Origin of the sequence: Streptomyces sp. NPDC015346 (assembly GCF_043078785.1) — a bacterium.
Classification (GTDB): Bacteria; Actinomycetota; Actinomycetes; order Streptomycetales; family Streptomycetaceae; genus Streptomyces.
In genome coordinates this window covers 1-22,178 of sequence record NZ_JBIBTW010000008.1, presented here as the reverse complement: position 1 = coordinate 22,178, position 22,178 = coordinate 1, and the positions used below count along the sequence as shown (strand labels likewise).

At 68.3% G+C, this 22,178-nt stretch carries 22 protein-coding genes and 3 pseudogenes; 6 read left to right on the top strand and 19 right to left on the bottom strand.

Annotated elements, in window-relative coordinates; genetic code table 11:
• Positions 1–548: 548 nt before the first annotated feature.
• The 5 genes and pseudogenes from ACF06X_RS26600 to ACF06X_RS26580 all read right to left on the bottom strand — a co-directional run bounded on the left by ACF06X_RS26600 (position 549) and on the right by ACF06X_RS26580 (position 2,544).
• Entirely contained in the window at positions 549–836 is a 288-nt protein-coding gene (locus tag ACF06X_RS26600) for a S8 family serine peptidase (protein ID WP_392289821.1), read from the bottom strand.
• Positions 837–865: 29 nt separating this feature from the next.
• Positions 866–1,591, bottom strand: a complete 726-nt coding sequence (locus tag ACF06X_RS26595) for a class I SAM-dependent methyltransferase (RefSeq protein WP_392289820.1) — start codon at positions 1,589–1,591, stop codon at positions 866–868.
• A 34-nt stretch (positions 1,592–1,625) separates the two neighbouring features.
• Positions 1,626–1,949 (bottom strand): hypothetical protein, encoded by a 324-nt coding sequence (locus ACF06X_RS26590; RefSeq protein ID WP_392289819.1) that lies wholly within the window; start codon positions 1,947–1,949, stop codon positions 1,626–1,628.
• Positions 1,950–1,970: 21 nt separating this feature from the next.
• A pseudogene (locus ACF06X_RS26585) lies at positions 1,971–2,225 on the bottom strand (TniQ family protein); the annotation flags it as partial.
• A 37-nt stretch (positions 2,226–2,262) separates the two neighbouring features.
• Positions 2,263–2,544 (bottom strand): hypothetical protein, encoded by a 282-nt coding sequence (locus ACF06X_RS26580; RefSeq protein WP_392289818.1) that lies wholly within the window; start codon positions 2,542–2,544, stop codon positions 2,263–2,265.
• A 6-nt stretch (positions 2,545–2,550) separates the two neighbouring features.
• On the opposite strand from ACF06X_RS26580, the gene ACF06X_RS26575 reads away from it, so the two are divergent.
• Positions 2,551–2,736, top strand: coding sequence for a hypothetical protein (locus ACF06X_RS26575; protein ID WP_392289817.1), 186 nt, complete (start codon positions 2,551–2,553; stop codon positions 2,734–2,736).
• Positions 2,737–2,792: 56 nt separating this feature from the next.
• On the opposite strand, the gene ACF06X_RS26570 is transcribed toward ACF06X_RS26575, so the two are convergent.
• Both ACF06X_RS26570 and ACF06X_RS26565 read right to left on the bottom strand, forming a co-directional pair.
• Positions 2,793–3,830, bottom strand: coding sequence for a hypothetical protein (locus ACF06X_RS26570; RefSeq protein ID WP_392289816.1), 1,038 nt, complete (start codon positions 3,828–3,830; stop codon positions 2,793–2,795).
• A gap of 134 nt (positions 3,831–3,964) precedes the next feature.
• Positions 3,965–4,378: pseudogene (locus ACF06X_RS26565) on the bottom strand (AAA family ATPase); the annotation flags it as partial.
• A 264-nt stretch (positions 4,379–4,642) separates the two neighbouring features.
• Here ACF06X_RS26565 and ACF06X_RS26560 point away from each other — a divergent pair.
• Both ACF06X_RS26560 and ACF06X_RS26555 read left to right on the top strand, forming a co-directional pair.
• Positions 4,643–5,146: a hypothetical protein gene (locus ACF06X_RS26560; RefSeq protein ID WP_392289815.1), complete on the top strand. Its 504-nt coding sequence runs from the start codon at positions 4,643–4,645 to the stop codon at positions 5,144–5,146.
• 524 nt (positions 5,147–5,670) lie between these two features.
• Positions 5,671–6,144 carry a transposase gene (locus tag ACF06X_RS26555; protein WP_392289814.1) on the top strand — a complete coding sequence of 158 codons (474 nt, stop codon included), beginning with the start codon at positions 5,671–5,673 and terminating at the stop codon, positions 6,142–6,144.
• Between the two features lie 33 nt (positions 6,145–6,177).
• On the opposite strand, the gene ACF06X_RS26550 is transcribed toward ACF06X_RS26555, so the two are convergent.
• Both ACF06X_RS26550 and ACF06X_RS26545 read right to left on the bottom strand, forming a co-directional pair.
• Complete coding sequence (locus tag ACF06X_RS26550; protein ID WP_392289813.1) at positions 6,178–6,570, bottom strand: hypothetical protein; 393 nt, start codon at positions 6,568–6,570, stop codon at positions 6,178–6,180.
• A 432-nt stretch (positions 6,571–7,002) separates the two neighbouring features.
• Positions 7,003–7,401, bottom strand: coding sequence for a hypothetical protein (locus ACF06X_RS26545; protein ID WP_392289812.1), 399 nt, complete (start codon positions 7,399–7,401; stop codon positions 7,003–7,005).
• A gap of 128 nt (positions 7,402–7,529) precedes the next feature.
• Between ACF06X_RS26545 and ACF06X_RS26540 the strand changes: the two genes are divergently transcribed.
• Positions 7,530–7,844 carry a hypothetical protein gene (locus ACF06X_RS26540; protein WP_392289811.1) on the top strand — a complete coding sequence of 105 codons (315 nt, stop codon included), beginning with the start codon at positions 7,530–7,532 and terminating at the stop codon, positions 7,842–7,844.
• Positions 7,845–8,046: 202 nt separating this feature from the next.
• On the opposite strand, the gene ACF06X_RS26535 is transcribed toward ACF06X_RS26540, so the two are convergent.
• From ACF06X_RS26535 to ACF06X_RS26525, 3 genes are all read right to left on the bottom strand, one after another.
• Complete coding sequence (locus tag ACF06X_RS26535) at positions 8,047–8,328, bottom strand: hypothetical protein (RefSeq protein ID WP_392289810.1); 282 nt, start codon at positions 8,326–8,328, stop codon at positions 8,047–8,049.
• A gap of 219 nt (positions 8,329–8,547) precedes the next feature.
• Positions 8,548–9,126 (bottom strand): hypothetical protein, encoded by a 579-nt coding sequence (locus tag ACF06X_RS26530; RefSeq protein WP_392289809.1) that lies wholly within the window; start codon positions 9,124–9,126, stop codon positions 8,548–8,550.
• 583 nt (positions 9,127–9,709) lie between these two features.
• Positions 9,710–10,159 (bottom strand): transposase family protein, encoded by a 450-nt coding sequence (locus tag ACF06X_RS26525; protein ID WP_392289808.1) that lies wholly within the window; start codon positions 10,157–10,159, stop codon positions 9,710–9,712.
• A 931-nt stretch (positions 10,160–11,090) separates the two neighbouring features.
• Here ACF06X_RS26525 and ACF06X_RS26520 point away from each other — a divergent pair.
• Positions 11,091–11,549 (top strand): hypothetical protein, encoded by a 459-nt coding sequence (locus ACF06X_RS26520; RefSeq protein WP_392289807.1) that lies wholly within the window; start codon positions 11,091–11,093, stop codon positions 11,547–11,549.
• Positions 11,550–11,581: 32 nt separating this feature from the next.
• Here ACF06X_RS26520 and ACF06X_RS26515 read toward each other — a convergent pair whose 3' ends face one another.
• Positions 11,582–12,088, bottom strand: a complete 507-nt coding sequence (locus ACF06X_RS26515) for a transposase (RefSeq protein WP_392289806.1) — start codon at positions 12,086–12,088, stop codon at positions 11,582–11,584.
• Between the two features lie 560 nt (positions 12,089–12,648).
• Positions 12,649–12,930 (bottom strand): annotated as a pseudogene (locus ACF06X_RS26510) (Helicase associated domain protein); the annotation flags it as partial.
• A gap of 180 nt (positions 12,931–13,110) precedes the next feature.
• Between ACF06X_RS26510 and ACF06X_RS26505 the strand changes: the two are divergent.
• Positions 13,111–14,034: a hypothetical protein gene (locus tag ACF06X_RS26505; protein ID WP_392289805.1), complete on the top strand. Its 924-nt coding sequence runs from the start codon at positions 13,111–13,113 to the stop codon at positions 14,032–14,034.
• Between the two features lie 15 nt (positions 14,035–14,049).
• Here ACF06X_RS26505 and ACF06X_RS26500 read toward each other — a convergent pair whose 3' ends face one another.
• The 5 genes from ACF06X_RS26500 to ACF06X_RS26480 all read right to left on the bottom strand — a co-directional run bounded on the left by ACF06X_RS26500 (position 14,050) and on the right by ACF06X_RS26480 (position 21,763).
• Positions 14,050–15,072, bottom strand: coding sequence for a TniB family NTP-binding protein (locus tag ACF06X_RS26500; RefSeq protein WP_392289804.1), 1,023 nt, complete (start codon positions 15,070–15,072; stop codon positions 14,050–14,052).
• The gene (locus ACF06X_RS26495) at positions 15,066–17,309 is read right to left on the bottom strand and encodes a transposase (protein WP_392289803.1); all 2,244 of its coding nucleotides are present in this window, start codon (positions 17,307–17,309) and stop codon (positions 15,066–15,068) included. Before ACF06X_RS26495 ends, ACF06X_RS26500 begins: the two co-directional genes overlap by 7 nt.
• Positions 17,206–18,099: a TnsA-like heteromeric transposase endonuclease subunit gene (locus tag ACF06X_RS26490; RefSeq protein WP_392290173.1), complete on the bottom strand. Its 894-nt coding sequence runs from the start codon at positions 18,097–18,099 to the stop codon at positions 17,206–17,208. Before ACF06X_RS26490 ends, ACF06X_RS26495 begins: the two co-directional genes overlap by 104 nt.
• Positions 18,100–18,296: 197 nt before the next feature.
• Positions 18,297–21,053, bottom strand: a complete 2,757-nt coding sequence (locus ACF06X_RS26485) for a Helicase associated domain protein (protein ID WP_392289802.1) — start codon at positions 21,051–21,053, stop codon at positions 18,297–18,299.
• Positions 21,054–21,106: 53 nt separating this feature from the next.
• Positions 21,107–21,763, bottom strand: coding sequence for a hypothetical protein (locus ACF06X_RS26480; protein ID WP_392289801.1), 657 nt, complete (start codon positions 21,761–21,763; stop codon positions 21,107–21,109).
• Positions 21,764–22,178: the final 415 nt, after the last annotated feature.

Here is a 22,178-nt window from a genome sequence, read left to right as displayed (position 1 = left end):
CCTCCTGCGCCCATGCCCTGCCTGGTCTGCATCGCTGAGCGCCGCTGTACGCCGGGGGGAGGGGCTAGGAAATCCCATCGGCGGTGCCGGTCGCGTGCCGTGCGCGCTGGGCCTCGTTGTCCAGGCTGGAGGAGCGGGTGGGTGACCTCGGCCTGAGCCAGCGGTTGGACCCGGCGTGGGTAAGCGAATGCGGCGCCCGACGGCACCCACTACCTGTGGCCTGCCCTGTGGCACCGCCTGTCCCACCGCCCGGACGTTCCACGACACGTGCGGTGGGAACTGCTGATCACTCTGCGTACGGGAGACCATGTGCTGAGCCTGCTGGATGTGATTCCCGGCGACTTTACCCCGCTGCCGAAGGTGACCTCACGCGAAGAGGGGATGCAGGTCAGGCGTCCGTCGATATCCGGATGCCCGCTCCGGGCAGGAGCTGCACGCTGCCGGCGGACTGGGTCAGTCTCCCTGCCCGCCGGGGGCGGCCAATTGGGCAAGCCTGTTCGGGGAGCCGCTGCCGGCGCTCTTGACGGCGCCTGTGGTGGCGTTGGCCGTCATGGCGTCGCTGACCTGGCCGGGGTGGCCGAGGGGCGGGCGGCAAGGTAGAGGGCGGCGGCGTCGGCGACGTGCGGCGTTGCCATGGAGGTGCCGCTGATGGACATACTGCGGCCTGGCTGGGAGAAATAGTCGTCCACAGCGAGGACATCCGTCGGCCATTGGGTCTTGGCGGACACCCCCGGTGCCCACCCCGACCGCCGTGGCCCCGTTCTTCGCCAGCCGCGATTCCACCGTCGCGAGCAACGCCGCGATCGCGGGCTTGCGGGTCGAGGCCACAGTGCCATCGAATTCGAGTGCTGTGGATCACTAGGGATCAGGTGCGTCGTGCGAGGAAGACGAACTCTTTGCCTGGTCGGTCGGGCGCATCACGAACGTCTTCCACCGCGTAGCCCTGCGTGACCAGGTCCGTCTCGACCTCTTCGCGCTCTCGGAAGCGCAGGGTCGAGTCCGACGTCAGCGCCTGTCCGTCCGCTGCGAAGACGTAGGTCCAGCGGAAGGTCACCAGAGGCCAGCTCACCTCGGTCAGTTGGACCCATCTCTCGACGGAGCCGACGCTCGGGATCTCCGTCACGTGGTAGGAGTTCTCCCGGGTCCACTCTTCCCAGGCGCGCCTGGCCGGATCACGAGTCTCGAACACCAGGTGCCCGCCGGGCCGCAGCGCTTCGTAGGCTCCCCGCAGCGTCTTCTGCCAGGTGTCCGGATCAACGATTTCCTGGGCGACGTTCGCCGTCATCGTCGCGAGGTCGACCTGCAGTGGCGGGAGAGCTGTCGCGTCACCGCAGATCCAGCGCACTCGCTCACTGCCCGGTTTGGCCCGGGCGACGTCAACGGATGCCTGGGCGGGATCGATGCCGACGACGTCGGCCCCGCGGTCGGCCAGGAGAAGTGCGAACACCCCGGTGCCGCAGCCGATGTCCAGAACTTGCTGCGTCCCAAACTCTTCCGCCATCCGGAGGTAGGTATCGAGGTCGCTGCGGTCGGGGTCGAGCGGATCGTAGATCGCGGCGAGTCGTGGATGCCCGAAGCAGTCGTCAGCCATGCGGCCGAACGTATGCAGAGCTGGCCCCGAAGAGCTACTGAGTTTCACTGGACTCGGCCGGCTGGGGTTGTCGGGCGAATCTGATGTAGAGCGCCGTGATGGTCGTCAGGGTGATCCAGGTGTCGTGGTCGTCGAGGAAGCAATGCCATGTTTCCTTGGCAGTGAGGCCCTGTGAGTAGTAGATCTCGATCTTTCGGCAGTTGTCCTCGCTCATGAAGGGCCGCGATGTAGGCTGCGGATCGGGGAAACGCGGGCTGAGGATCCTCTTCAGGCCCCAGGGCGGGATCTGCCGGCTGTTGGCGATCTGCCGCAGGCTGTCCTTGTTCCAGCGGGCGTCCTGTTTGATCAACCCGGTCATGTCGAAACCGTCGTTCTTCAAGGCGACGCGGCGGCGCAGCCGGAGGTCGTCCTTCGTGCAGACAGCGAGTTGCGCCGGTTTGGCATCCGCGAGGGTGATGGCCAGGACGTCTGTCGAGCGGCCACAGACCTTCGCGAGATGGGCCAGGGCGGGCCTGTTGCCGGTCTTGTGTGGTGGCGGCGCCAGGTGTCGGACCAGCTCGCTGGGCTTGAGATGGTTGGCTCGCGCGAGGCGCTGGATGTAGCTGACGGTCGTCTCACCGAGCCGGGGGTGGATGTCAACGGGGAGAGGAGCGGGATCTGCATGTACTCGTTCACCGACGAGCCCCGGCGGCGGTGCGGGAGAAGGACTGCGCGGAGCGGTCCAGGGGGACCGCGGCGAGCGACTTCTTGGTGACGGCCTCGGTGCCGGTGAGGATGGCGTCGATCGCGGCGCCTCGGATGGCGGTGAGGGTGCCGGGCTGGTGCCGGTGCAGAAGCAGGGTGCTCTCCAGCGTGGCGACCAGGCCCTTCCATTCCATGTTGGAGGAGAACGGGGCTATGGGGATGAGGCTGAAGCGGCCCGCGATCTGCTGCCCGCGGGTTCCCGACAGCAAGTTGGAGTGCTCGATGTCGATGCCGGCGTAGATGAACGTCGCCGGGATCCACTCGGAGAAGTGCTTCAGGGTGTCGGCGACTTCCGCGCCGGTGCGGCTGGTGAGCGAGATGTTGTGGAGTTCGTCGACCAGGACCAGACCGGTGCAGGTGTCGGTGCAGACAACGACGACGGCCTGTCGGCGTACACATGAAAGTGCTCACCGGGGTACGGCGCTACGTACCCATGCCACGCGCTCTGGGCTGCTGTTCAGGGTGTGTGGGCGAAGCGCACTCGCACTGCGAGTAGGTCACCCGACGAATCCAGATCGGCGATCACCGGGAAGGAGCCGTCGCCCCAGCTCGTCATTGCGCACAGCACTCGGGCATCACCGAGTTCCACGGATCCGGCTTCGACGTGCGAAGCACGTACCTCGCGCATGATCTGCCAGTGATGGGAGTGAGGTCGGAAGTCCACCGCCATGCGTCGTCCGGTCTCGTCCTTCCATCTCGACAGAGCACGTGCTCTGTCCATGGCCTCCGAGACGGGCAGGGCAGTCCACCCGCGAACACCGTCCTCGCCGGGTTCGCCCAGTTCGGGTGCGGCAAACGTCGCGGCTGCTTCGTCTGCCGCGGCCCCCCAGAACGCCACGTCGGCCAAGCCGTCCACCGGCTCATCGTGCTGCCAGGTGTTCAGGGCCTCGACATCACCGAAAAGCACACGTGCCCAGTCCACTCCTATGTCACCCAAGGAAACCGATGACGCGACCTGGCCCTCGCGCATCCGGATCGAGATCTCGGACCAGCGAGCGCCGACACCGTCTCCGTAGTCGACCTGTGTAGCCAGCACGGGCAGGTGCCGACTTCTGGGTACGCCACCCACTGCAACGACGGGCACCCCGAACATCGAAAAGCTGCCACCGCCCTCTTCGGCTGTCCGACGGGCCCTGTGGGCATGAGCCTCCCGAACCGGCAGGGCCTCCAGTCGCGCGTCCAGGCCGGCAGATCGGCAGTGACCATCGAAAGTCGCCTCGAACTCGGCGGCCTTCGAGGCCGGGATGTCATGGAACCTGGAGCCTTGCTGCCTATCAAAGGTCCGAACTGCTTCGGAGGCGTCCGGCCCGCTGACCACGAAGTCAATGGCACCCGTGGCGTCGGCGGCCATTGCAGGGTCTTCGATACCCAAGGAGGCCGGATCGATGTCCGCCGGCGACCGGTCTCCGCTCCACAGCCCCAGGTAACCACCGTCAATGATCACTAGGGTGCCGGACGGGCAACTGATGGTCCCCAGCTCGAACATCTCTTCCATGGCGCGCGAGTCTAGGCCCCCCCGGCAAGCCGTCCGCGGGCGATGGCTAGTCGAACGGCCACTGAGTCCCTGCGCCGCACGGCAGGGGGTGACGTTTCCGCGTACCACCCTGTGCACTTTCACGCGAACGCCGATACGGCCTCGATGAGGTCGGTGATGTTGGACGTGCGGCGGACCGGCAGGCCGAGGAGGCGGGCGAACTCGGCGGCGACCATGCGGGCGGTCGCGGCGGGTGGGACCGTGATGTAGACGACCGGGATCCGGCCGGTGACTGTCGGGTGCCGGGCCTGGTCCAGGAGTTCATGCGCCCGCCCGAGCTGGGTGATGGCGATGGTCTTGCCGGTGCCGGCGGGACCGGAGACGCGCAGCCCGCGGCGGGCGCTGATCGCGTATTTGTTGAGCAGGACCAGGCGGCGGCCGCAGGTGACGGTGTGCCGGACCGTGGACGTGGCGACCACGCGCAGTCGGGCATGGTGGTCGAGCCGTTCTTCGTCGTAGAGCTCCCGCTGGAACGGCTGAAGCCGTTCGTACTCGTCCTCGCTCAACAGCCTTGGCGGGGCGGGCGGTTCGTCGGAGAAGCGACGCCATCCCTGCAGGGTGGTCAGCTGGTATCCGGCCTGATCGTCCGCCGTTTCCACGGCGGCGTCGTCCCGTGGGCACTATCCAGCCAATTGATTGACGCGAACCTGACAATTCAATATCGCTGTGGGACCCTCCATGACGCAACGCACCCGGATCCGCGCGACTCCGCCTGTCGGACGCGGACGCGGGCTCCCCTCGCACCCCCACAAGGACGTGGCAGAAGGAGCGACATGAGGTACCTCTCGAAACTCTCGTGCGTCACCGCCCTGATCATCGCGGCCACCGCCGCGGCATCCGCGGCGGCGACGGCGTCAGGACCCACCGCCGAACAGCGGGTCGACGGCGTGATCGTGGTCGCGGGCAACACCTGCACCTGGACCAACGCCCGGACGAGCGCGAACCCGCCCGCCGCGCTGACCATCGACCGCACCACCATCAACAGGCCGGGCGGCAACCTCAGCTGCAGCGGAAGCATCACCGCCGTCCTCAACAACAACCCCGCGGTCACCTTCGACGACGCGGCCGGCAGGGCGAAGGCCGACGTCATCGACATCACGGGACAGCAGAGCGGCATCTCATGCCGCTACAAGGCGACGAACGTCCTGTGGAACCGAGATGGCACCACCCGCAAGTACGTGAACCAGGCGTTCACCGCAACGAAGACCTCCGGCAGCTTCCTCTGCCCTGGCTCGGTCAGCACCGCCGCCGGCGACGCCTCCCTGCTGTTCCACTGACAGGCCACCGACACCGAAACGGATACCGCGCCGGCGCCGACAGCAGCCTGTCGGCGGCGGCGCTCGTGCGTGGCGTACGCGGGACGAGGCGGGCTGCACCGGGTGCAGTCGTTGGTGTTGCCGCCCGTCACGACGAAAGCGAGCGGGCGGCCCCGGCTGTCACAGGCCAGGTGGATCTAATAGCGCTGCAGTGAGCCCAAGTACGGAAGTGCAAGGGCCTGCTGTGTGAGGTGGAAGCCTGCCGCCGTTCCGGGACTGTGATCCCTCAGGCCAGACCGGCTCCTCCCCATACGCCGTCGGGCGGACGCCCAAGGTGGATCGGGGATTCACGGTTCCGGCACGCTTGGCCTCGACTCCAAGCACGCCCGCGCGGTCCTGGCCGCGGCACCTACCCGGGCGGCAGCCTGCGTGCTCTGCTCAATCACGCCGGCCGGCTCCGGCGCGGGACCGACCCCGAGATCGAACGGCTCCGGGAGATCTTCCGCTGGGAGTGCCTGCACCAGCTACCGCAGGTCGAGCAGGCCATGGGTAAGCAGGCCCAAGCCTTGATCCAGCAGCTCGAAGCCACCTGCCGAAGCGTCGACGACCTTGCGACGGCCACCGAGGAAGCGTTCCTGTCTCACCCCGACTCGGAGATCGTCACCAGCTTCCCCGGCCTGTCAGTGATGTCCGGAGCCCGCGTCCTCGCCGAGGTCGGTGACGACCGGGAGCGGTTCGCCGATGCCCGGGCCTTGAAGGCGTACGCCGGCGCCACCCCGGTGACCCGGGCCTCAGGCCGCAGCCGCGTCGTGGTCGCCCGGACTGTCAAAGACCAGAGGCTGGCTTCCACCGGCTACATGTGGGCCTTCGCAGCCCTGCGCTCGCACGAACCCCGCGAGCATTACGACAGCCGGCGTTCCACCGGTGAACGCCACACCGCCGCCCCTGCGGAACCTGTTCAACAAGCTCCTCGGCTGCCTCTACCACTGCCTGTAGAACCGTACGCTCTACGACCCTGAACGGGCCTTCGCTGCAACTGCCGCGCTCGCTGCCTAGAGCTTCGGACCCACGGAGATGTCGACTGCGGCCGCGTTCCAGCCAGGCTCGTCAACAGCGACACGGATCCGCCGCCTGCCCGCTTCACCGATGAGGCTCACGAAGCGCGTCACACCCATGACATCACCGATCACCAGCCGTCCGTCAGCCAACGAGATCGGCCCCTCGAAGACGGTCGTGAAGGAAGGATCCGGCCCCAGCCCGTCGTCGAATGGCTCGGTGAAGAGCCGGACCTTGATGAGTTGCACCTGAGCCTGAACCCGGACCACCACATGGGTGTCACACCCGGCCGCGGCCTCGTCTGCCAGCTCCAACACCGGCAGCCAGTCGGTCGACCCCAGCGCCAGAACCGGGTGATTCACCCGAACCTCAACGCCAGCGACCTGCATGTTCGGTCCTCTCTGGTGTCCGCTCTTATGACGCGAGGCGATGCTATCGGGCGGCTCCGACAAGCCAGGCCCATTACCTCCGACCACTGGGCTGGACGTGACACCACCACCACCCATCAAGTTGACTTCCAGCGACATGAGATGTCTTGCTGGCCGCGTGCTGGTGGGCGCGAACGAGCGTGAAGTCGACCGATCCAGCCAGTTGATGTCGCCTACCGCGTCCGCCTTAGCCTGAGCGGCCCTAAGCATTCGGTCGAACGTTCCGTCCGCCGCCCACCTGCGGAAACGCGTGTGAAGCGTGGCCCAAGGACCATACCGCTCAGCACACCCCACCAGGCCGTGCCAGTGCGGAACTTCCACACGATCATTCAAAGGCGCCGCCTTGCGTGCCTCGCGGGCCAGGACTGCTCGCGAAGTGACCGACGATCCCATTCAGGCTCTTACGATCTCGGGCATGTCGATCTCGCCCATACCCGTCCTGCGTGGCTCCCGCGGCACCGTGCTCCAGTTCACCGGCGACGCGCTGATGTGGAGCCGAAACGCCGAGGAGCTGAGCATCACGCTCCAGGCGATCCAGCGGATCCGAGCCGAGGGGCGCACCGTCACGGTCGAACTCGTCGCCCCGGCAGGCACGGTGCCCGCCGTGCACCGCGTCGACGGCGTGAGCAAGGCCGCCGCGGCGCTGTTCGTCCCGGCCGTCACCGCGGCCCTGCCCGTGCGCGCAGAGGAGGCCGAGACGGTCGACGGCTCGACGCTGGTGTCCGCCCGCACCGTGCCCGAGTCCGATGACGATCCGGAGCTGCGCAAGCAGAAGAGGGCGGCGATCGCCATCGGCGTCGAGACGTTCGCCCTCGTCCTGGCCGTCGGGCTCCGTGGGGCATGGGGCATCGCGGTCATGGCCGGCTCGTCGCTCCTTCGGCCTCGGGCTCTCCGTAGCCGGCGTTGTGATGGTCGGCTGGGTGTGCCAGCAGTGGTACCTGCCTCGGCACGGCATCACCGTCGCGACGGAGAAGGTCGCGGTGTACAGCCACAACGGGAGGGCGTCGTACGAGTACACGGATCTGCATGGTGGGAAACACCGGTTGTCGGGCAAGGACAGAACGGGCACCACCTATGCCGCCTACCACCCGTCCGATCCGGACAAGGAGGTCCTGTGTTACTCGCTGCTCAAGGTCGCGCTGCACATGGTCGCCTCCCTGGTGCTTCTCCTCCTCGGCCTCGGAGTGGTGGCCCTTGTCATCAGTGTGACTGGCGGGGTCCTCCTGGACGGCTGATGACGCCGTGACCGTTCATCAGGGATCCCCGGGGCGAGCACCAGGCAAGATCATTTGAAGACACCCCCTAAGAACTCCTAACGGAATGATAATTTAGGGTCGGCTGGTTCTGTTCACGAGTTCTGGGTTCTGGCACAGATCTTGGGGAGCCGTCGCGGAGGGTGACGGTGTCGTTCGATTGAGGGCGCGGGTCCGGGGCCCGTCAGCGTTCCCGCATTCTGGTCCACCACCAGCCGAACACCCCCAGCTCGATGTTGTTGGGGGCGGGCAGGGTGCGGCGCTCGAGTTCCTCATCGATGCGTGTGATCAGTCGGCCCAAGTCCCGTTGCGCTCCGGGCGGAAGGTGCCGCATCGCCCACTCGAGGTCATCACGGGCATCTCCCACCCCGGGCGATTCGAACTCGGAGGCGTCCAGGTAGCGTCCCGGCTGGTTAAAGGCTTGCTCGAAACATGAGAGCGCATTGGCGACCGCGTTGGGCCACATCTCCTGGTCTTCGACCCGGCGGATCGCTGCACGAGTCCGCGCGGAGACACCGCGGACTCTCAGGACCGAACAGTGCCATCGTGGCCGCCACCGCTCTGCGCGGACGGCCTTGGGACGCCTACGCGGCATCGCCCTTTCGGATCAACATGAGGCCATCCTGCCACGGCTGGGCGCCTGCTCTCGCAGTGTTACTGGAGCAGGATCATCTTGCGGAGGAGTTCAAATTCGGCTCGGCCGCTGGCGCTTGATCTTTTTGATCCGGTTGACGGCGCCCTCGATGCTGCCGGAGCTCCAGTCGAGAGTGAGCCCAGCTGTCACGGCGTCAAGGTCCCGCAGAAGGTGGAGCGCGAACCCGGTGAGACCGGGGAGCTGGCTGTCATCGACTGCGTCGATCCACGAGCCGAGGCGGTCGGTGAGTATCTCGCCGAAGCCGCGGACGTGTCCGGCGGCTGTGTCCAGTTCGGGGCAGCGTGCAAGGACATCCTTCAGGCCGGCCCGGTCTTCCTCGCTCAGCGCAGTGGGGTGTCGGGTGAGCCAGCCGGTCACCTGGCGCACCGTCGGAGGCCGGGGTGGCGTGCCGGCGGGAGTCACGAGGAGGGTGGCGATGTGGGCGCGGACCATCTGGTAGGTGACGGGCGCGTTGTCGGCAACGAGTTCACTGTGCAGGTGGGTGACGCTGGTGCATCCCTCAGCGAAGCGTCGCTCCAGGTAGGGCTTGTAGGGGTCCAGTCTGCTGGGCCGGGGCCGGTTCTCGCGGATGATGTCCTGCCAGCGTGCGGCGTTCGCGTACCGGAGCACGGTGTTGAGGCCCAGCCCAGGTGCCGGGCAATCGCCCGGCGTGAATGACCTTGGGCAAGTAGTTCGTGGACCAGGGCGTGTGCTGCCTTCTTCCGCTCGGCTCGTCGGACGACAGGCGCCGGGGTGGCCTGCGGGCGGCGGGATGCCAGTCGGGTGGCGGGATGCCAGTCGGGTGGCCTCCGGCAGCATACCGTCGGGCGAAGGATTGCGCAGGCAGTCGCGGTGGGCGGCGACGCAGGTCTCCACGGCGCGGCCGAGGCCCTGCCACAGATGGAACCGGTCAGCGACCTGCAGAGCATCGGGGGCAACGCGGCGGGCGCCCTCGGCGTTGGCGCCGGCCCTGTCCGGCAGATGATCTCCACGCCGGGGTGGCGGACCAGCCAGGCGGCCAGTGGCCCGGCGTCACGGGTCGGGAGCACATCGACTACACGATGGTCTTCGACGCTGGTCAAGACGGTGGAGTAGGTCTGGCCGCGACGATCGCGAAGTCGTCAACACCCAACACACGCGGCGTGTCGAACCGTGGGTCGGGCAATCCCATGACTCTGCGTAACAGGGTTATCCTTCCCGCGCCGAAGCCCAGCTATGCCGCCAGCCGAGCGCCGGCCCGCCCGGCCAATGTGAGCCCCACTTGTTCCAAGGCGCGGTTGAGCCGAGTCGTGAACCGTGCGTGCGGGGCAGCCAGCCGGGAGAACGGCTCGGCGAACGTCCGGCGCGGGCAGTCCGCCGATCCGCAGATGAAGCGCCGGACCGTCAGGCGGATCACGAAGCCCTGCTCAGCGAGCGGAAGGCCCTTCAGCCTGCGCTGGTAACGGTCGTGGACTCGGTCCGAGAAGCGACCGCAGTCGGGACATGCAGCCCCGGCCGCGTGGCCTCTCGCCAGCACCTCGACCGTGCCGAACGCGGCCGTTACCGCCTCGACATCTACGTCGTCGATCCCCTCGAACACCAGCGAGCCCCAGAACGGTGCATCGGTCTGCATGACCAGCACCATCACCGTCACCAAGCGGGCGCAGCAGCGGCCTGGCAGCATCTGATGGAGCGTCAATTCTGATCGCCGGGGGATAAGGCGTACGCGGTCTCATGCGAACCATCTCATCGCAATCGAACACCGGGGTAACACTCCGCGACGACTCCCCAAGATCTGCGCCAGAACCGAGTTCTGACGGTAGATGTGCACGACTTCGGGAGGCGCCCCGCCCGGGCCGTGGTCGATGTTCACGAGAACGGGAGGCACGTCCTGGACCCACGCGCGGGCCGGGTGGAGGTAGGGCGTCGGCTGGGCCGCGTCGACGTTAGCGCGCGCGCTCTAGAGTGGTCTGATGTTCGATCGTTTGGAGATCAGGGTGTTGCCGCCGGGAAACCGGTTCGCGGCTCAGGTGCGGTTTTGGGTCAACGGCGAGGACATCGTTGAGGAGGCGGTCGACGAGGGTGGCCGTGGACCGTACGCCGCCGATCTACTGCCGCCGGGGCGGCCCAGCCCTCTGCGGGCGACCAATGAGGCTCGCCGCTTGGAGCTGGGGGAACCCGAGTGCACCGGCGGGTGCTGCGGCTTCCTGACCGTGGTCGTGCAGCGGTTCGAGGAGATCGTGCAGTGGTCGGACTGGGAGGTTCCGTGGGCAGCACACACCGACATGCCCCACCCTCCGCCGGAGCTCCACTTCGACGCGAGTCAGTACGACGCCGAAGTGGCTCGTGCTGAGGCAGACCGCTGGTGGCAGGTGCACCCATACGCTCAGCACGGCGTGGCCCTGCCGGGCTGCGAGCTCTTACCGGCCCCGCGTCCTTTGTTAGCGCGACGCCTTAGCAGGCTCAGGCGCTGTCGAAACTCGGGTTCTGGCACAGCTTCCGTGCAGCAGTGACCGAGCGTTGCGAGTCATCGGGACATAGGCCTCGGCGACAGGGCTGGATTTGATCCGACCACGCCAGGTTATGGTGCTGATCCACAAAGCGAGGGAGCCGGCATGCCCAACAGGTCGCAAGCGAAGGACGCTCTCGACTGTCTGCGTGCCGAGCTGGCGGCCGAGCAGTCGACGACGGCCGAGGGGTCGACTCGGGGCGCATGGCTCGCCTTCACGCGGTTCGGGCGGAGGCGCTTTCACACAGCGCCCCAAGCCGACTCTGACGGCTTGCTCTTTCAGTACGGCACGTACCTTTCCGGCGGGCGGCCGATGTTCACTGTGGACCTCACGAGGCAGCTCAACGTCAGTGACGACAGTAAGCACGACCACTACGTGCAAGTTCGCTGCGAACTCCGCTACACGCCAGCACTGGACCTGGACGCTTTGGGAAGTTTCGACTCCTGGTTCTTCTACGACACCGATACGGACCTCGACGGGTGGTTCGCTGACATGGAGGAACGTCTCGGACCGCTTCTTGATCGCAGGCCCGCGGGGATCGACTTGTTTGAGGAGCCGGTATAGCCATTTCGGCCGTGGAAGGCCGCATGGCTTCGTCACGCGAGCAGGACGCGCTTGCGCAGGAGGTCGAAGCCGGCGCGGCCGAACATCTGACGCTTCAGCATCTTGATCCTGTTGACGTGGCCTTCGACGACACCAGAGTTCCAGGGCAGGGTGAGGCCGGCGATGACGGCGTCACGGTCGCGGTCAATGCCTGCTGCGAGCGTGTGGAGACTGGGGAGGTCATCCTGCCGGACTGCGGCGAGCGATTCCGGCAGGCACTCACCTTTGCGGTCCGCGAGCATGATGGCGAAAGACCGGACGTGACGAGTGAGCGCGTCCAGTTCGGGACAGTGCGTCCGAACGGTCTTGAGCCGAAGCTGCTCGATCTCGGTGAGGTTCTCTGGGCGGCGGAGGATCCATCCGGCAACGGACCGGGGCGAGGGCGCCCTGGCAGCCACCGTCTGCGGTGACGTGCGCTTCTCTTGCAGGTAGGCACGAACGCGCTGGTAGCTGCCCTTTGTCGCCGAGTGGAACGATCTCCTCCCACAGCTTCCAGGCATTGCTGCAGCCTTCGGCCCACCGATCGTCGAGGTAGGTCTTGTACTCGTCGAGAACGGAGGGACGGTTCTGCCACTGACCTGTGAAGAGCTCCTCTGGAGTCTGGGCGTCGGCGAGCTGCTTGACGGTACGGTAGGTCATCCCGAGCTGCCGTTGGATCGAACGTCGGCTGTGCCCGGCCTCCAGCAGGGCGCGGACCGCAGCGTGCCGATCCCGGTGCGGTCGGCGAACCGGTGGCCTCGCGGCCACGGCGAGCCGGACGGGTCCGCGGCCGGGGCGGGCTCGGATTCGGACTCGCTTCGGGAGTAGAGGGGACGAGAACGGGCAGGCAGCGGCGGTGCTGAGCGACGCTTCGCTCTGCGGCATCGCTGAGGTTGTGCCAGAGATGCCACCGGTCCGCGACTTGAATCGCCTGCGGGGCTCCGGCTGTGGCACCTTCTGCGAAGAACGGCGCGGGGTCCCGGCAGACGACCTCGGCGCCAGGCCGCTGCGCGAGCCAGGCGGCCAGGCTCGATGCTTCCCGATCAGGGAGGAGATCGCGCCACCACGGATCCAGCACCTCGAGTTCCGCGACGTGTTCGGGCGGTACCGCGGGGGATTTCCGGTGGTTGGACAGCCACCGGCCCAGTGCAAAGCCGTTGAACCGCTCACCGATCGGAGCCGCGAGGTGGCCGTGATGGGCAGCGTAGGCACGGGCGTGGGCCAGACCGGTATGAAATGCCTGCTCGGGGGTGAGCCGAAGCCCGCGGCCCCGCGACGGGCTGCCCCCCACCGCCTCCGGCTTACTGCCCGCGTCGCGGTAGGCCTGCAGTTCCCGGGCGATGGGCCGGGGCCGGTGTGCCATGTGCAGCGTCCACAAACGATTGGCGGCGTCTGCACCAGCATGGGACCGCACGCAGTTGTGCACCCACACCAGCAAGGGCCCGGCTGAGGTCGAAGCGATCTTCTCGGGCAGCCAGCCCCGGTTGGTGATCTGGGCCAGCTTACTGACCAGAGCAGGCGTGTCCGAAAGGGTGTGCGGCAGGTGGCCGCCGCTCTCGGCGAGCAGCCGCCGCCTGAAGCGTTCGTCAACGAGAACAGAGGCGAGGGCAACCGTCTCTGGGTAGGTGACCGCGTCCCTGGCCAGCAGCCGCCACCAGCCGGGATTGGTGCCTGGCGGCGCGAGCTGCAGTGCTCGGCGCGGCCACTGCTCTTCCTCAGGCCACTGCTGTGCCCACCAGGAAACGGCCACGGCATGCGCGACCTCGAACGCACGAACACCGTCCGGCCGGTGACGCAGCAGATTCATGTGCCGTCGGTGTGCCGTGATCATCTCCGGCAGCCCCGTCAGGTCGATCTGCTCGGTGCCGGCCGGCGCGCCGTCGATCCAATGGGTGCCGAGCGTCCAGCGCCGGTGGCGCGGGCAGATCCGGGTGTGCGGCTGCAAGTACAGTCGTGCGGGCTTGGCCCGTCCGGTGCGTGCGGCCGTGCACAGCCGGCAGCCTTCCCCCGCAGCCGGGACCACGGAGCCGAAGCGGAACCGCCCGGCCGTACCCGCCCCGTCCGCCGCAAGGGGTTCCTGAGTGGTCCAGGCAGGCAGGGCCCGCCCCAGGACGTCTTCAGGGACGCGGCTGAACGCGGAGATTCGGGTGCGCGCTTCGGCGTTGAGGTACACCTCGCCGTCCGTACGGTAGCCCTTGAACAGTCCTCCGCCGACCTGCAGCAGCGCGGGGACGAGGTCTCTGACACCGAGCCGGTAGCGGTCGGCCAGCCGGTCCAGGTACGAAAGGTTCGTCTCGCCCTGCAGCGGTGCGACTCGTACCGGACCCGGTCGTGCCGCAGCCATACGCGGTGGCTGCGGCTGTGGTGGAAGAAAGTCGTGCATCAGGGATTGGAGGTCGTTTCCTGGCGGACCCGGATGTACTGGCATCCGAGCCGTGGCGAACGGGGGATCGGTGCGGACGGTTGAGGCAGACGCCGCCGGTCAGGGCTGGCGTTGCGTGGGCATCGGGTGGCGCCTGGGTGCCCGGGCCCGTTGTTCGGCGGCGGTGTCGAGCTCGATGTGTTCGAGGAGCTTCTTGGTGATCTTCTCGGTGCCGTCCAGCAGGGAGACCAGGGCGGCTTCGCGGATGAGGTGGGAGAGGCTGCCCATGCGGCCGCCGGTGCGGGCGTGCAGGTAGGCGGCGTGTGTGACCAGCGTGCCGGGCCGGTGCTGGCGCAGCCGCAGCGCGCTGTCCATGCCGTTCACCAGGTCATTCCAGACCTGCTTGTCGCCGCTGCTGCCGTAGCGCAGCGGCTGGTTGCGCACGATCTTGAAGCGGCCGGCGAGCTGGGAGCCGCGCACGCCGGTCAGCAGCGGTGAGGCTTCGACGTCGATGCCGGAGTAGACGAACGTCGCCGGGATCCGCTCACCGAGGTACTTCAGCTGGTCGGAAGTCTCGGCGCCGGCCCGGCTGCGGGTGTCCATCAAATGTACGTCGTCGACCAGGACCAGCTGGGTGCCCATCTCGCACAGCAGCTCGCACACGGCGTTGGTGATCTGGATCTGGTTCATCCGCTCCAGCGTCGGCAGGCCCAGGAAGCGGGCGAACTCGCTGATAAGCATTTTCGGGGTGGAGGACGGCGGCACGGTGATGAACAGGACCGGCAGACGGCCGTCCTGGTCCGGGTGGCGGAGGCGGTCGGCGAGTTCGACGGTGCGCCCGAGCTGCTGCATGGCGGTGGTCTTTCCGGTGGTGGCCGGCCCGGAGATGATCAGGCCGCGCCGGGCTCCGCCCTGCTGGCCGCGGTTGAGCAGCAGCAGACGGCGGACCGCAGTGGAGATGGTGTCCATGGCGGGGGTCTTCAGCACCACGAACCGCGCGTGGTAGTCCTCCCGCTGCTCCAGCGTCCACTCCTGGTCGTCGGCGTCCCGTGCCGGTGCGTGGGGCGCGTCGACGAACTGCTGCCACCCGTCCCACGTCGTCAGTGGACTGAAAGTGCTGGCGGGCTGGGCCGTCGTCACCATGCCTGGGCCTCCTGGTACGGGTCGTAGATGCGCATGCCGCCCGCCCCGCCAGCGTCCGGCGTCTGCTCAGCGGCCTGGTCCCCGGCCGTTGCGGCCGTCGTCTCGGACGCTCCATCCGTGTGGCCTGCCGTGACGTCCTGGCCGTCGGCGAGGGCGGCGAGAAGGTAGTCCTCGCCGCCCGGATCGTCATCGATGTCATCCAGGCTGTCGTCGATGTCCCAGCCGTCGGCGTCCAGCGGGACGGTGAAGGAGCCGGGCAGCCCGAACGAGGCCCCCGGCGCGAGCGGCGCAGGCCACTGCTGCCGTGTGGTGACGGGGGAGGGATCGGTCATCTGCGCGGCCGCCTGGGCCCGGGCGGCTACCGTCCGCTCTCGTCTGCTGCCCAGTCCCTGGCTGGCACGGCGCAGCAGTGCATCCAGCGCCTGGGCGATCGCCGCCTCGTGCTCTTCGCGGCCATGCCGGCGTTCCACGGTGCGGCGGACGTGGTCGAAGGTGAACGCGGTGAAGGGGCGCCGTACCGCCGCCGCGTGGACCCACGGCACCTCCAGCCATCCCTCGGGCAGGCGCACCCACACCCGGTTCGGATCGTAGGGGTTGTGGTGGACCTCCCACCGTCCGTTCTTGTCCGCCTGCGGTGAGCGGCGGCGCCGGTAGGGGTTCAGGCCGGGGTGGTCGTAGGTGCGGTAGCCGAAGCGGATGCCGTAGTCGTTGATGGCCTGCCACCTCACGGGCAGCAGCTCAACGTAGTCGTCGGCGGACAACGGCACGGGCACGTGCCCCGTCACCGCTACCAGCGCTGCCCACATCTCGTTCGGGGAGACGGCGACCTGCGGCATCATCGGGTGCCGCAGCGCCTCGTGCCGGCGCTCCTGCCACCCGCAGATGACCCACTCGTCCAGCAGCTCCTGAAGCTGCGCCAGGCTCCAGCACGCATCCTCCTGCGTGGCCCCGCCCCGCTGGGAGACGTCCGAGCCGGTGTGGCCCGGCAGGTACTGGCTGAAACCGTCGGCGATGGCGCGGAAGGTCCGCTCCACGTTCCCCTTCGCCGGGCCGTTCGCCGGCGGTACCGGCTGCACCGACACCCCCAGGCTCTCGCACACGGAGACGAACGAAGCCGACACATACACCCGGCCCTGGTCCACCACCACGGTCTCCGGCATGATCACCGGCCGTGCGGCCGCCTGCTCCAGCCGAGCGTCCAACGCGATCAGCCGCTCATACGGGATGACGGACCGCTGCATGGACAGTGCCTTGTCCCAGCCCGGCCGCATCGCCGCCGGCACCACCATCTGCGCCAGCAGCATCGCCGCGTCCACCGACGTCGTGCCCACAGGGCGCAGCAGCGCGGCGCAGAGGCTGCGCGTCGCCACGTCCAGCGCGATGCAGAGTTCAAGACGGCCGGTCACACCATCGTCCAGCACCGCCAGCACGTCCAGCGGCGTGCTGTCCAGCATCACCAGCTCGCCCGGCCGCAGTGCCACCGTCGGCGTGAACGGAGGTGCTGGCCGCGACGCGTGCCACCGCCGCTGCGCCGCCGTTCCCAAAAGGCCCTGCCCGTCGGCCACCGCGTGCACAAGCCGGTTGAATGTCGATGCCGGCGGCAAGTCCACCACCCCCGCCCCGTACTCCTCCTCCAGCAGCCACCCCACCTGGCGGCGCAGCCGTACCAGCGTGCCTGTCGACCGCTCCCGCTGCCCCTCCAGCACCTTCCTGACTGCCGCGACCACCCGCTCATCGGCCCGCCCCACCGCCGACCGCTCCCGCACCGCCCGGCCGTCCACCAATCCCCACAAGCCCTCGCTGCGGTGGCGCGCTCGCATCCGGCGCACCGTCGCCGCACTCGCAGCCCAGCCCGCCGCCCTCAACTCCTCCGCCTTCGCCTGTTCCCGCTGCGCCAGGCTCCACGTTGCCGGATCGAACTGCTCACGCGGGGCGCCCTGGCTGACCGCGTCAGGGAAGCCGGTCTCCACCTCCCGCACATGCCGCTGCCACGCCACAGCCCGCTCGCGCACCTGGTCCGGCAGGGCCTCCAGCAGCCCGAACGGCGGCACTCTCCCCGGCGTCGGCCCGCCTTCCACATCGAAGGACGGATCAGCGAACAGATAGGGCAGCAGCACCACCGCCGAGGTGCCCTCATCGGTCACCAGCGTGGCCCAGGCACCTTCCAGCACGGCGACCGTCCATACCCGTTCGTCGTAGCGAAGGCGCGCCCCGACTTCGACAACCGCCTGCGTCATGCCGCTCCGGCCTCCTGCCGTGCGACCGAGACAACGGCACGCTCGTGCAACGGTTCGTCCAGCCGCACCCGAAGCACACCGCTCCACAGCGCATGAAAGACCGCGGGCCACAGGGCGATCGGGTCACCCAGCTCCCGCACAGCCTCCACCGCTGGCCGCGGACTGCTGAACGCCTCCACCAGAGCTGGCATCCACGGTCCTGCGGCGTACCGGGGATGCCGGTAACCGGCCAGCCACCGCACATTGGCCACCAACACCGGATCCGGCGGCCCGCGAGCCGATAGGACCAGCCCACTGCCTCCGCGGCAGCCGCCACAACCCGCGCCCGCTCCGCCAGCCGGGCAGACGCCCCGATGCGTCCCGCGCAGTCGAGCAACAGGCCCCTGCCGTCCTGAAGCCGGGCCATCAGCTGCGGCGCATGAGAGACGACCTTGCCGTCCTCACGCCACACCAGCTCCACTGGCCGACAGGCCAGCGCCACAACCGCCGGATCCCGGTCGAGCAGCATCAGCTGGGTCCGCATGACACCGGACCCGTACGCCACCAGCCGCCCACTGGTCGACGACCACCACCACCCCGGCGCCACGCGCCGCCCATACCGGACGGGAAACGACCGAATCACAGGACAGTCCTCAAAGACAACGTCCTGCGCCGCCTCAAGCCACGAAACCTGATGTGCCTTTCCCAGAGGATCACGAAAGCACGCGTCGACCCTGCCGGTAGCCACAGGTACAGCGGAAACCTTGAGATCACCCGCCGCATCCACACCAACAACTCCGCCAGGCTTCATACCCGAAGCCAAGTACATGAGCAGAAGCGCAGATGTTCCGATCCTCGCCGCTCACCCGAACGGATGAGAACTCTTCGCGCAGGGCGTGGTGTCTCGGCAGACCGGGCTTGGTCTGGCTGGACAGCGGCCCGAAGTTCGAGGTCTACGACTGGGGAGCCGATCTCGTCCTTCATGGTGTCGTCTCGGCTCTGGCATTCCTACCCGGACGCGTCCGACGGTACGGGCTGGACGACGGCTTCACCCGCCGGACCCGGGCCCCAAGGCCGACTCGGCACCGGCGCGGTCACTGCCCAGGGAACGTCCAGTGCAGCGAGGGCGGCCTGCTGCTCCTGGGCGAGCTTGCCCCACCTCGATTTGGTGTTCGAGACCCACACGCCCAATCTGACGGCCACCGGCTCGGTTTCGCCTTCGATCGCGATCTGCTCACTGTGGCTTCTTGGTACCGGCCGGTGGGCGCCTTCCCGTTCCACCCACTGCTTGAGGGCCGCGAGGCCGCGTTGGAATGCCTGCTGCGCCTTGCTCGTGCCCTTCGCCGTACGCGCCGCCGCTGGGGCGGGGGCCGGTGCCTGGTCGGGCTGCACACCGAGCTTGGACAGTCGTTCCTGCTGTTCGGTCGACAGTTGCTTCCAGGTGCCTGGCTTGCGCTGTTGTTGGAGCCATCGTCCGATGTCGTCGCCGGCCATGAGGACGCCGGGCTGGATGTCGGGCAGCACTCCACCGGCCTCGTCGGCGGCGAGGTCGGCGAGCACCTTGTAGTGGCGTTGCCAGTCGAGTGGCCAGGGGCAGTTCCAGTCCGGGTCGATCTCCGCCAGCTGCTCCGCGCGTGCGGCGGCCCGCTTCGGGTCTTTGCCGAGGCCGTCTTTGCGGCGGAGGTTGGCCATGTGCTGCCCAACCGGCACAAGGCCGTCTCCCTCGCCTTCGCCCCACATCGCGTCCTGCCTCGGGGCGAGGTGTCCGGTGGCCCGCCGGTAGGAGCGGAACGCGGCGAGTTTGGTTTCCCATGCTTCGTCGCCGGGTTCCCACACCATTCCGGCGTCGTCGAGGAGTTCTTTGCGGTGGGGGTCGAGTTCACCGGCCCGCAGCGCTTTTCGCTGTTGGTGCACCCATCGCCCAAGCGGAAACGCCTTCGTCGTCCCGACCTCGGTCTCGACGTCATAGGGGACGGCGTGCAGGCCGGTGATCCCGTTCTCGGCACGCCACCGGGCCATGGCCTGGTAGCCCTCGAGCCAGACCAGGGACTGAGGACGGATGACGCGGCAGCGTGTGAGGGCGGCGATGTCGGCGGCATCACGGGGGGAGGCGAAGTTGACCACGATGGATGTGACCCGGTCGACCTCCTGCTGCGCCTGGCTGGTCTCCTCGGGCATGTCCCCGTTCTCCGGGCCGGCCGCGGGGGCGGGCCGGACGTGGATACGCCGCCTTTCGGTGCCGCGTGTCAGGGCGCGGGAGGCGAGCTGGTCGACCATGCGTTCCGAGTGCGAGCGCAGGGCTTGGAGGATGTCGACGAGGGGCTGGTAGCTGGCCGAGGCAACCATGTCCTTCGGGTCCTCCCCGGGCTGGAGGAAGACGGGGATGATGACCCGCGCGGTCTTGGTCGTACCGTCCGGGTTGGGGCGCAGGGCACGTCCGATGTTCTGGACGATGTCGACCTGGGAGCTGCGCGAGCCGACGATGCATACGGCTTCGACCCCGCGCAGGCCGATGATGTCGACCCCGACGCCGAGCGCCCGTACCGAGGATAGGAACGCCCGGTGTACCCGCCGGTTCTGGGCGTCGATGCCGTTGGCGAACCGGTGGATCACCTCACGCCGGTGCGCGATGGGATGGTCCCCGCACAGCCAGTCCGCCCACACCCGCTCCGGCGGCACGTGACGGCCCTCCTCCAGCTCGTACAGCTCGGCCTCGATCGATGACGCGGGCAGCTCCTCCGCCTCGGCCAGCGCCGCCGCGGAGGCCTCAGCGGCGTACAGCTCGGCGGCTGTGCGCGGCATCTGCTCGGCGAACGCTGCGGCTTCCTCGACCCGCTGGTGGAACACCATGGTGGTGTGCAGGTTCAGCTGCGCCGCGTGCTCCAGCAGCGCGGCCTGGAGCAGCGCCAGGCGCCGGCCGCGCAGCGCGTCCTCCGACAGTCCCAGGATCGGGTCGGGGTCCCGGATCTCCAGCACATCGATCTCGAAGCCCGAGAGGATCGAGCGTTCCACCGCCTCCGCCAGCCCGAGATCGAAAATCCTGGTGCCGTAGGTGGCGCTGTCGTCCTCCATCGAAGCGATCACCAACTCACGCCCATCCTGGCCCCGCTGAGGGCTGGGCGCGGCCAGGATCCGCGGGGTGGCGGTCAGGTAGAGCCGGAAGTCGACGGGGATCCGGCTGTTGTCGTGGATCGCCGCCCACGGCCGGCCCATGTCCCCCGCGGTCATGTGCCCCTCGTCCAGAATGGCCAGGTCGAACGGCACCATCCGCTGCCCGTACAGCCGCTCCCCGCCCGCGAAAGCGGCCTCCAGCGGCCCGGGCACCGTCCGCCGACCCGACGGGTCCTCCGGGTCCTCGCGGTCCACCAAGGAGGCGTACGTGGCGAACACGACCACCGGCCCGGATCCCGCCCGCAGCGCGAGCTGGATCGGATTGGTCGTGGTACGCACTCCGAGCTGCTCCAGGACCTCGTCCCTGTCCACTGAGCAGACCGCGACCATGGGCGCGCGGTGCCCGACCCGGCGCCAGGACTGCGCGCTCTGCACGATCAGATCCAGGGTGGGCACCATGACGAGGATCCGCCCCTCCGGGAAGCACTCCAGAGCGCACGCAGCTGTGGTGATCGTCTTCCCCGACCCGGTCGCGGACACCCCCATGGCACGCGCCCCCTCAGGGGGAACAGATGATCTTGCAGGGAATCCCACCCATTTTCGGAAGGCCGACTTTTGGGCGATTTGATGTTCCCTGAGAGAGACTCCCTGCATTTCTGGTTCCCCTTTTTGGGTGGAGGCCCGGGCAGCGGTGGGATATCGAGGCCTCAGCCCGTAGGGCCGAGGCCTCTGAGCCCCCATTCGTCGAGTCCGGCATAGATGGTGGCAGTGAGGCATTGAGGGGCGTCCATGACTTCGGCTTCACCGCGGTAGACGGCGACCAGCGAGTCGGGACCGCGCCACCAGGTGTCCGCAAGGCTGGCAACCTCCGGTACGGCCTCGAACCCCTCGAGCACGAGCTCGTCCACGGCAGCACCCTTCAGAGTCGTGGTCGTGCGCGCCCAGTTACGCGCGTGGTCCGCCAGAGCCAGGGCTTCCACCCATCCTTCGTCACTGGCGTGCAGCGGCACCCACTTCCCGGCGTGAAGACCGAACTCCCCGTTCGGGCCAATCATGAACGAGTAGGGAAGAGCCGTACGCTGCGTACCGGCTCCGAAGTGCCAGTCAGGGTCCGGCCCCTCGGGCACATCCCCACTGAGCGTCCGCGGCCCTCCGTCATAGTGAAGAGAAGGAGGAAGGGCCAGACCGCCCCAAGCCGCCTCGAAGGCCGCCACGCGATCGACCTGAGCCGCAGGCACCCCATGGCCCATCCACCGAACCCTGTACTGCTCCACGTCGTAGCGACCGGTCCAGTATCCATGAGCCCGGATGAAGCCTTCCGCCCTGCGTGTGAGCCCCGCAGGGATATCTGTGTCGATCGCCATTTCCCCACCCGAGCCTATGCCACGTTTTCACCAATACTACATGCTGCATCAGACGATGCAGCTGACACCACCGAAACCCGACACACAAGCACCCCCCACTCCTCCTAGCCAGCCAGGCCCGCGCCAGCGGGCCCATGAGCCCTGGAGGCGCAGCCGGAAGGGCCCTTAAGGCGGGGGAGCGCAGCGGACCCGCCGACCCTGGGCAGAGCGAAGCGAAGCCCAGGAACAACGGGGCGAAGCCCAGCCAGCTCCGGAAGCGCAGCGAACGGAGCGTCACCAGGCTTGCGAAGCAAGCCTGGTGAGTGGGACGCGCAGCGTCCCACCAGCCCTCCCGCTCCGCGGGAGGGCAACACCCGCGCGCAGCGCGGGTGTTCGCTTGCACATCGCGCAGCGATGTGGTACCCGCTCCGCGGGG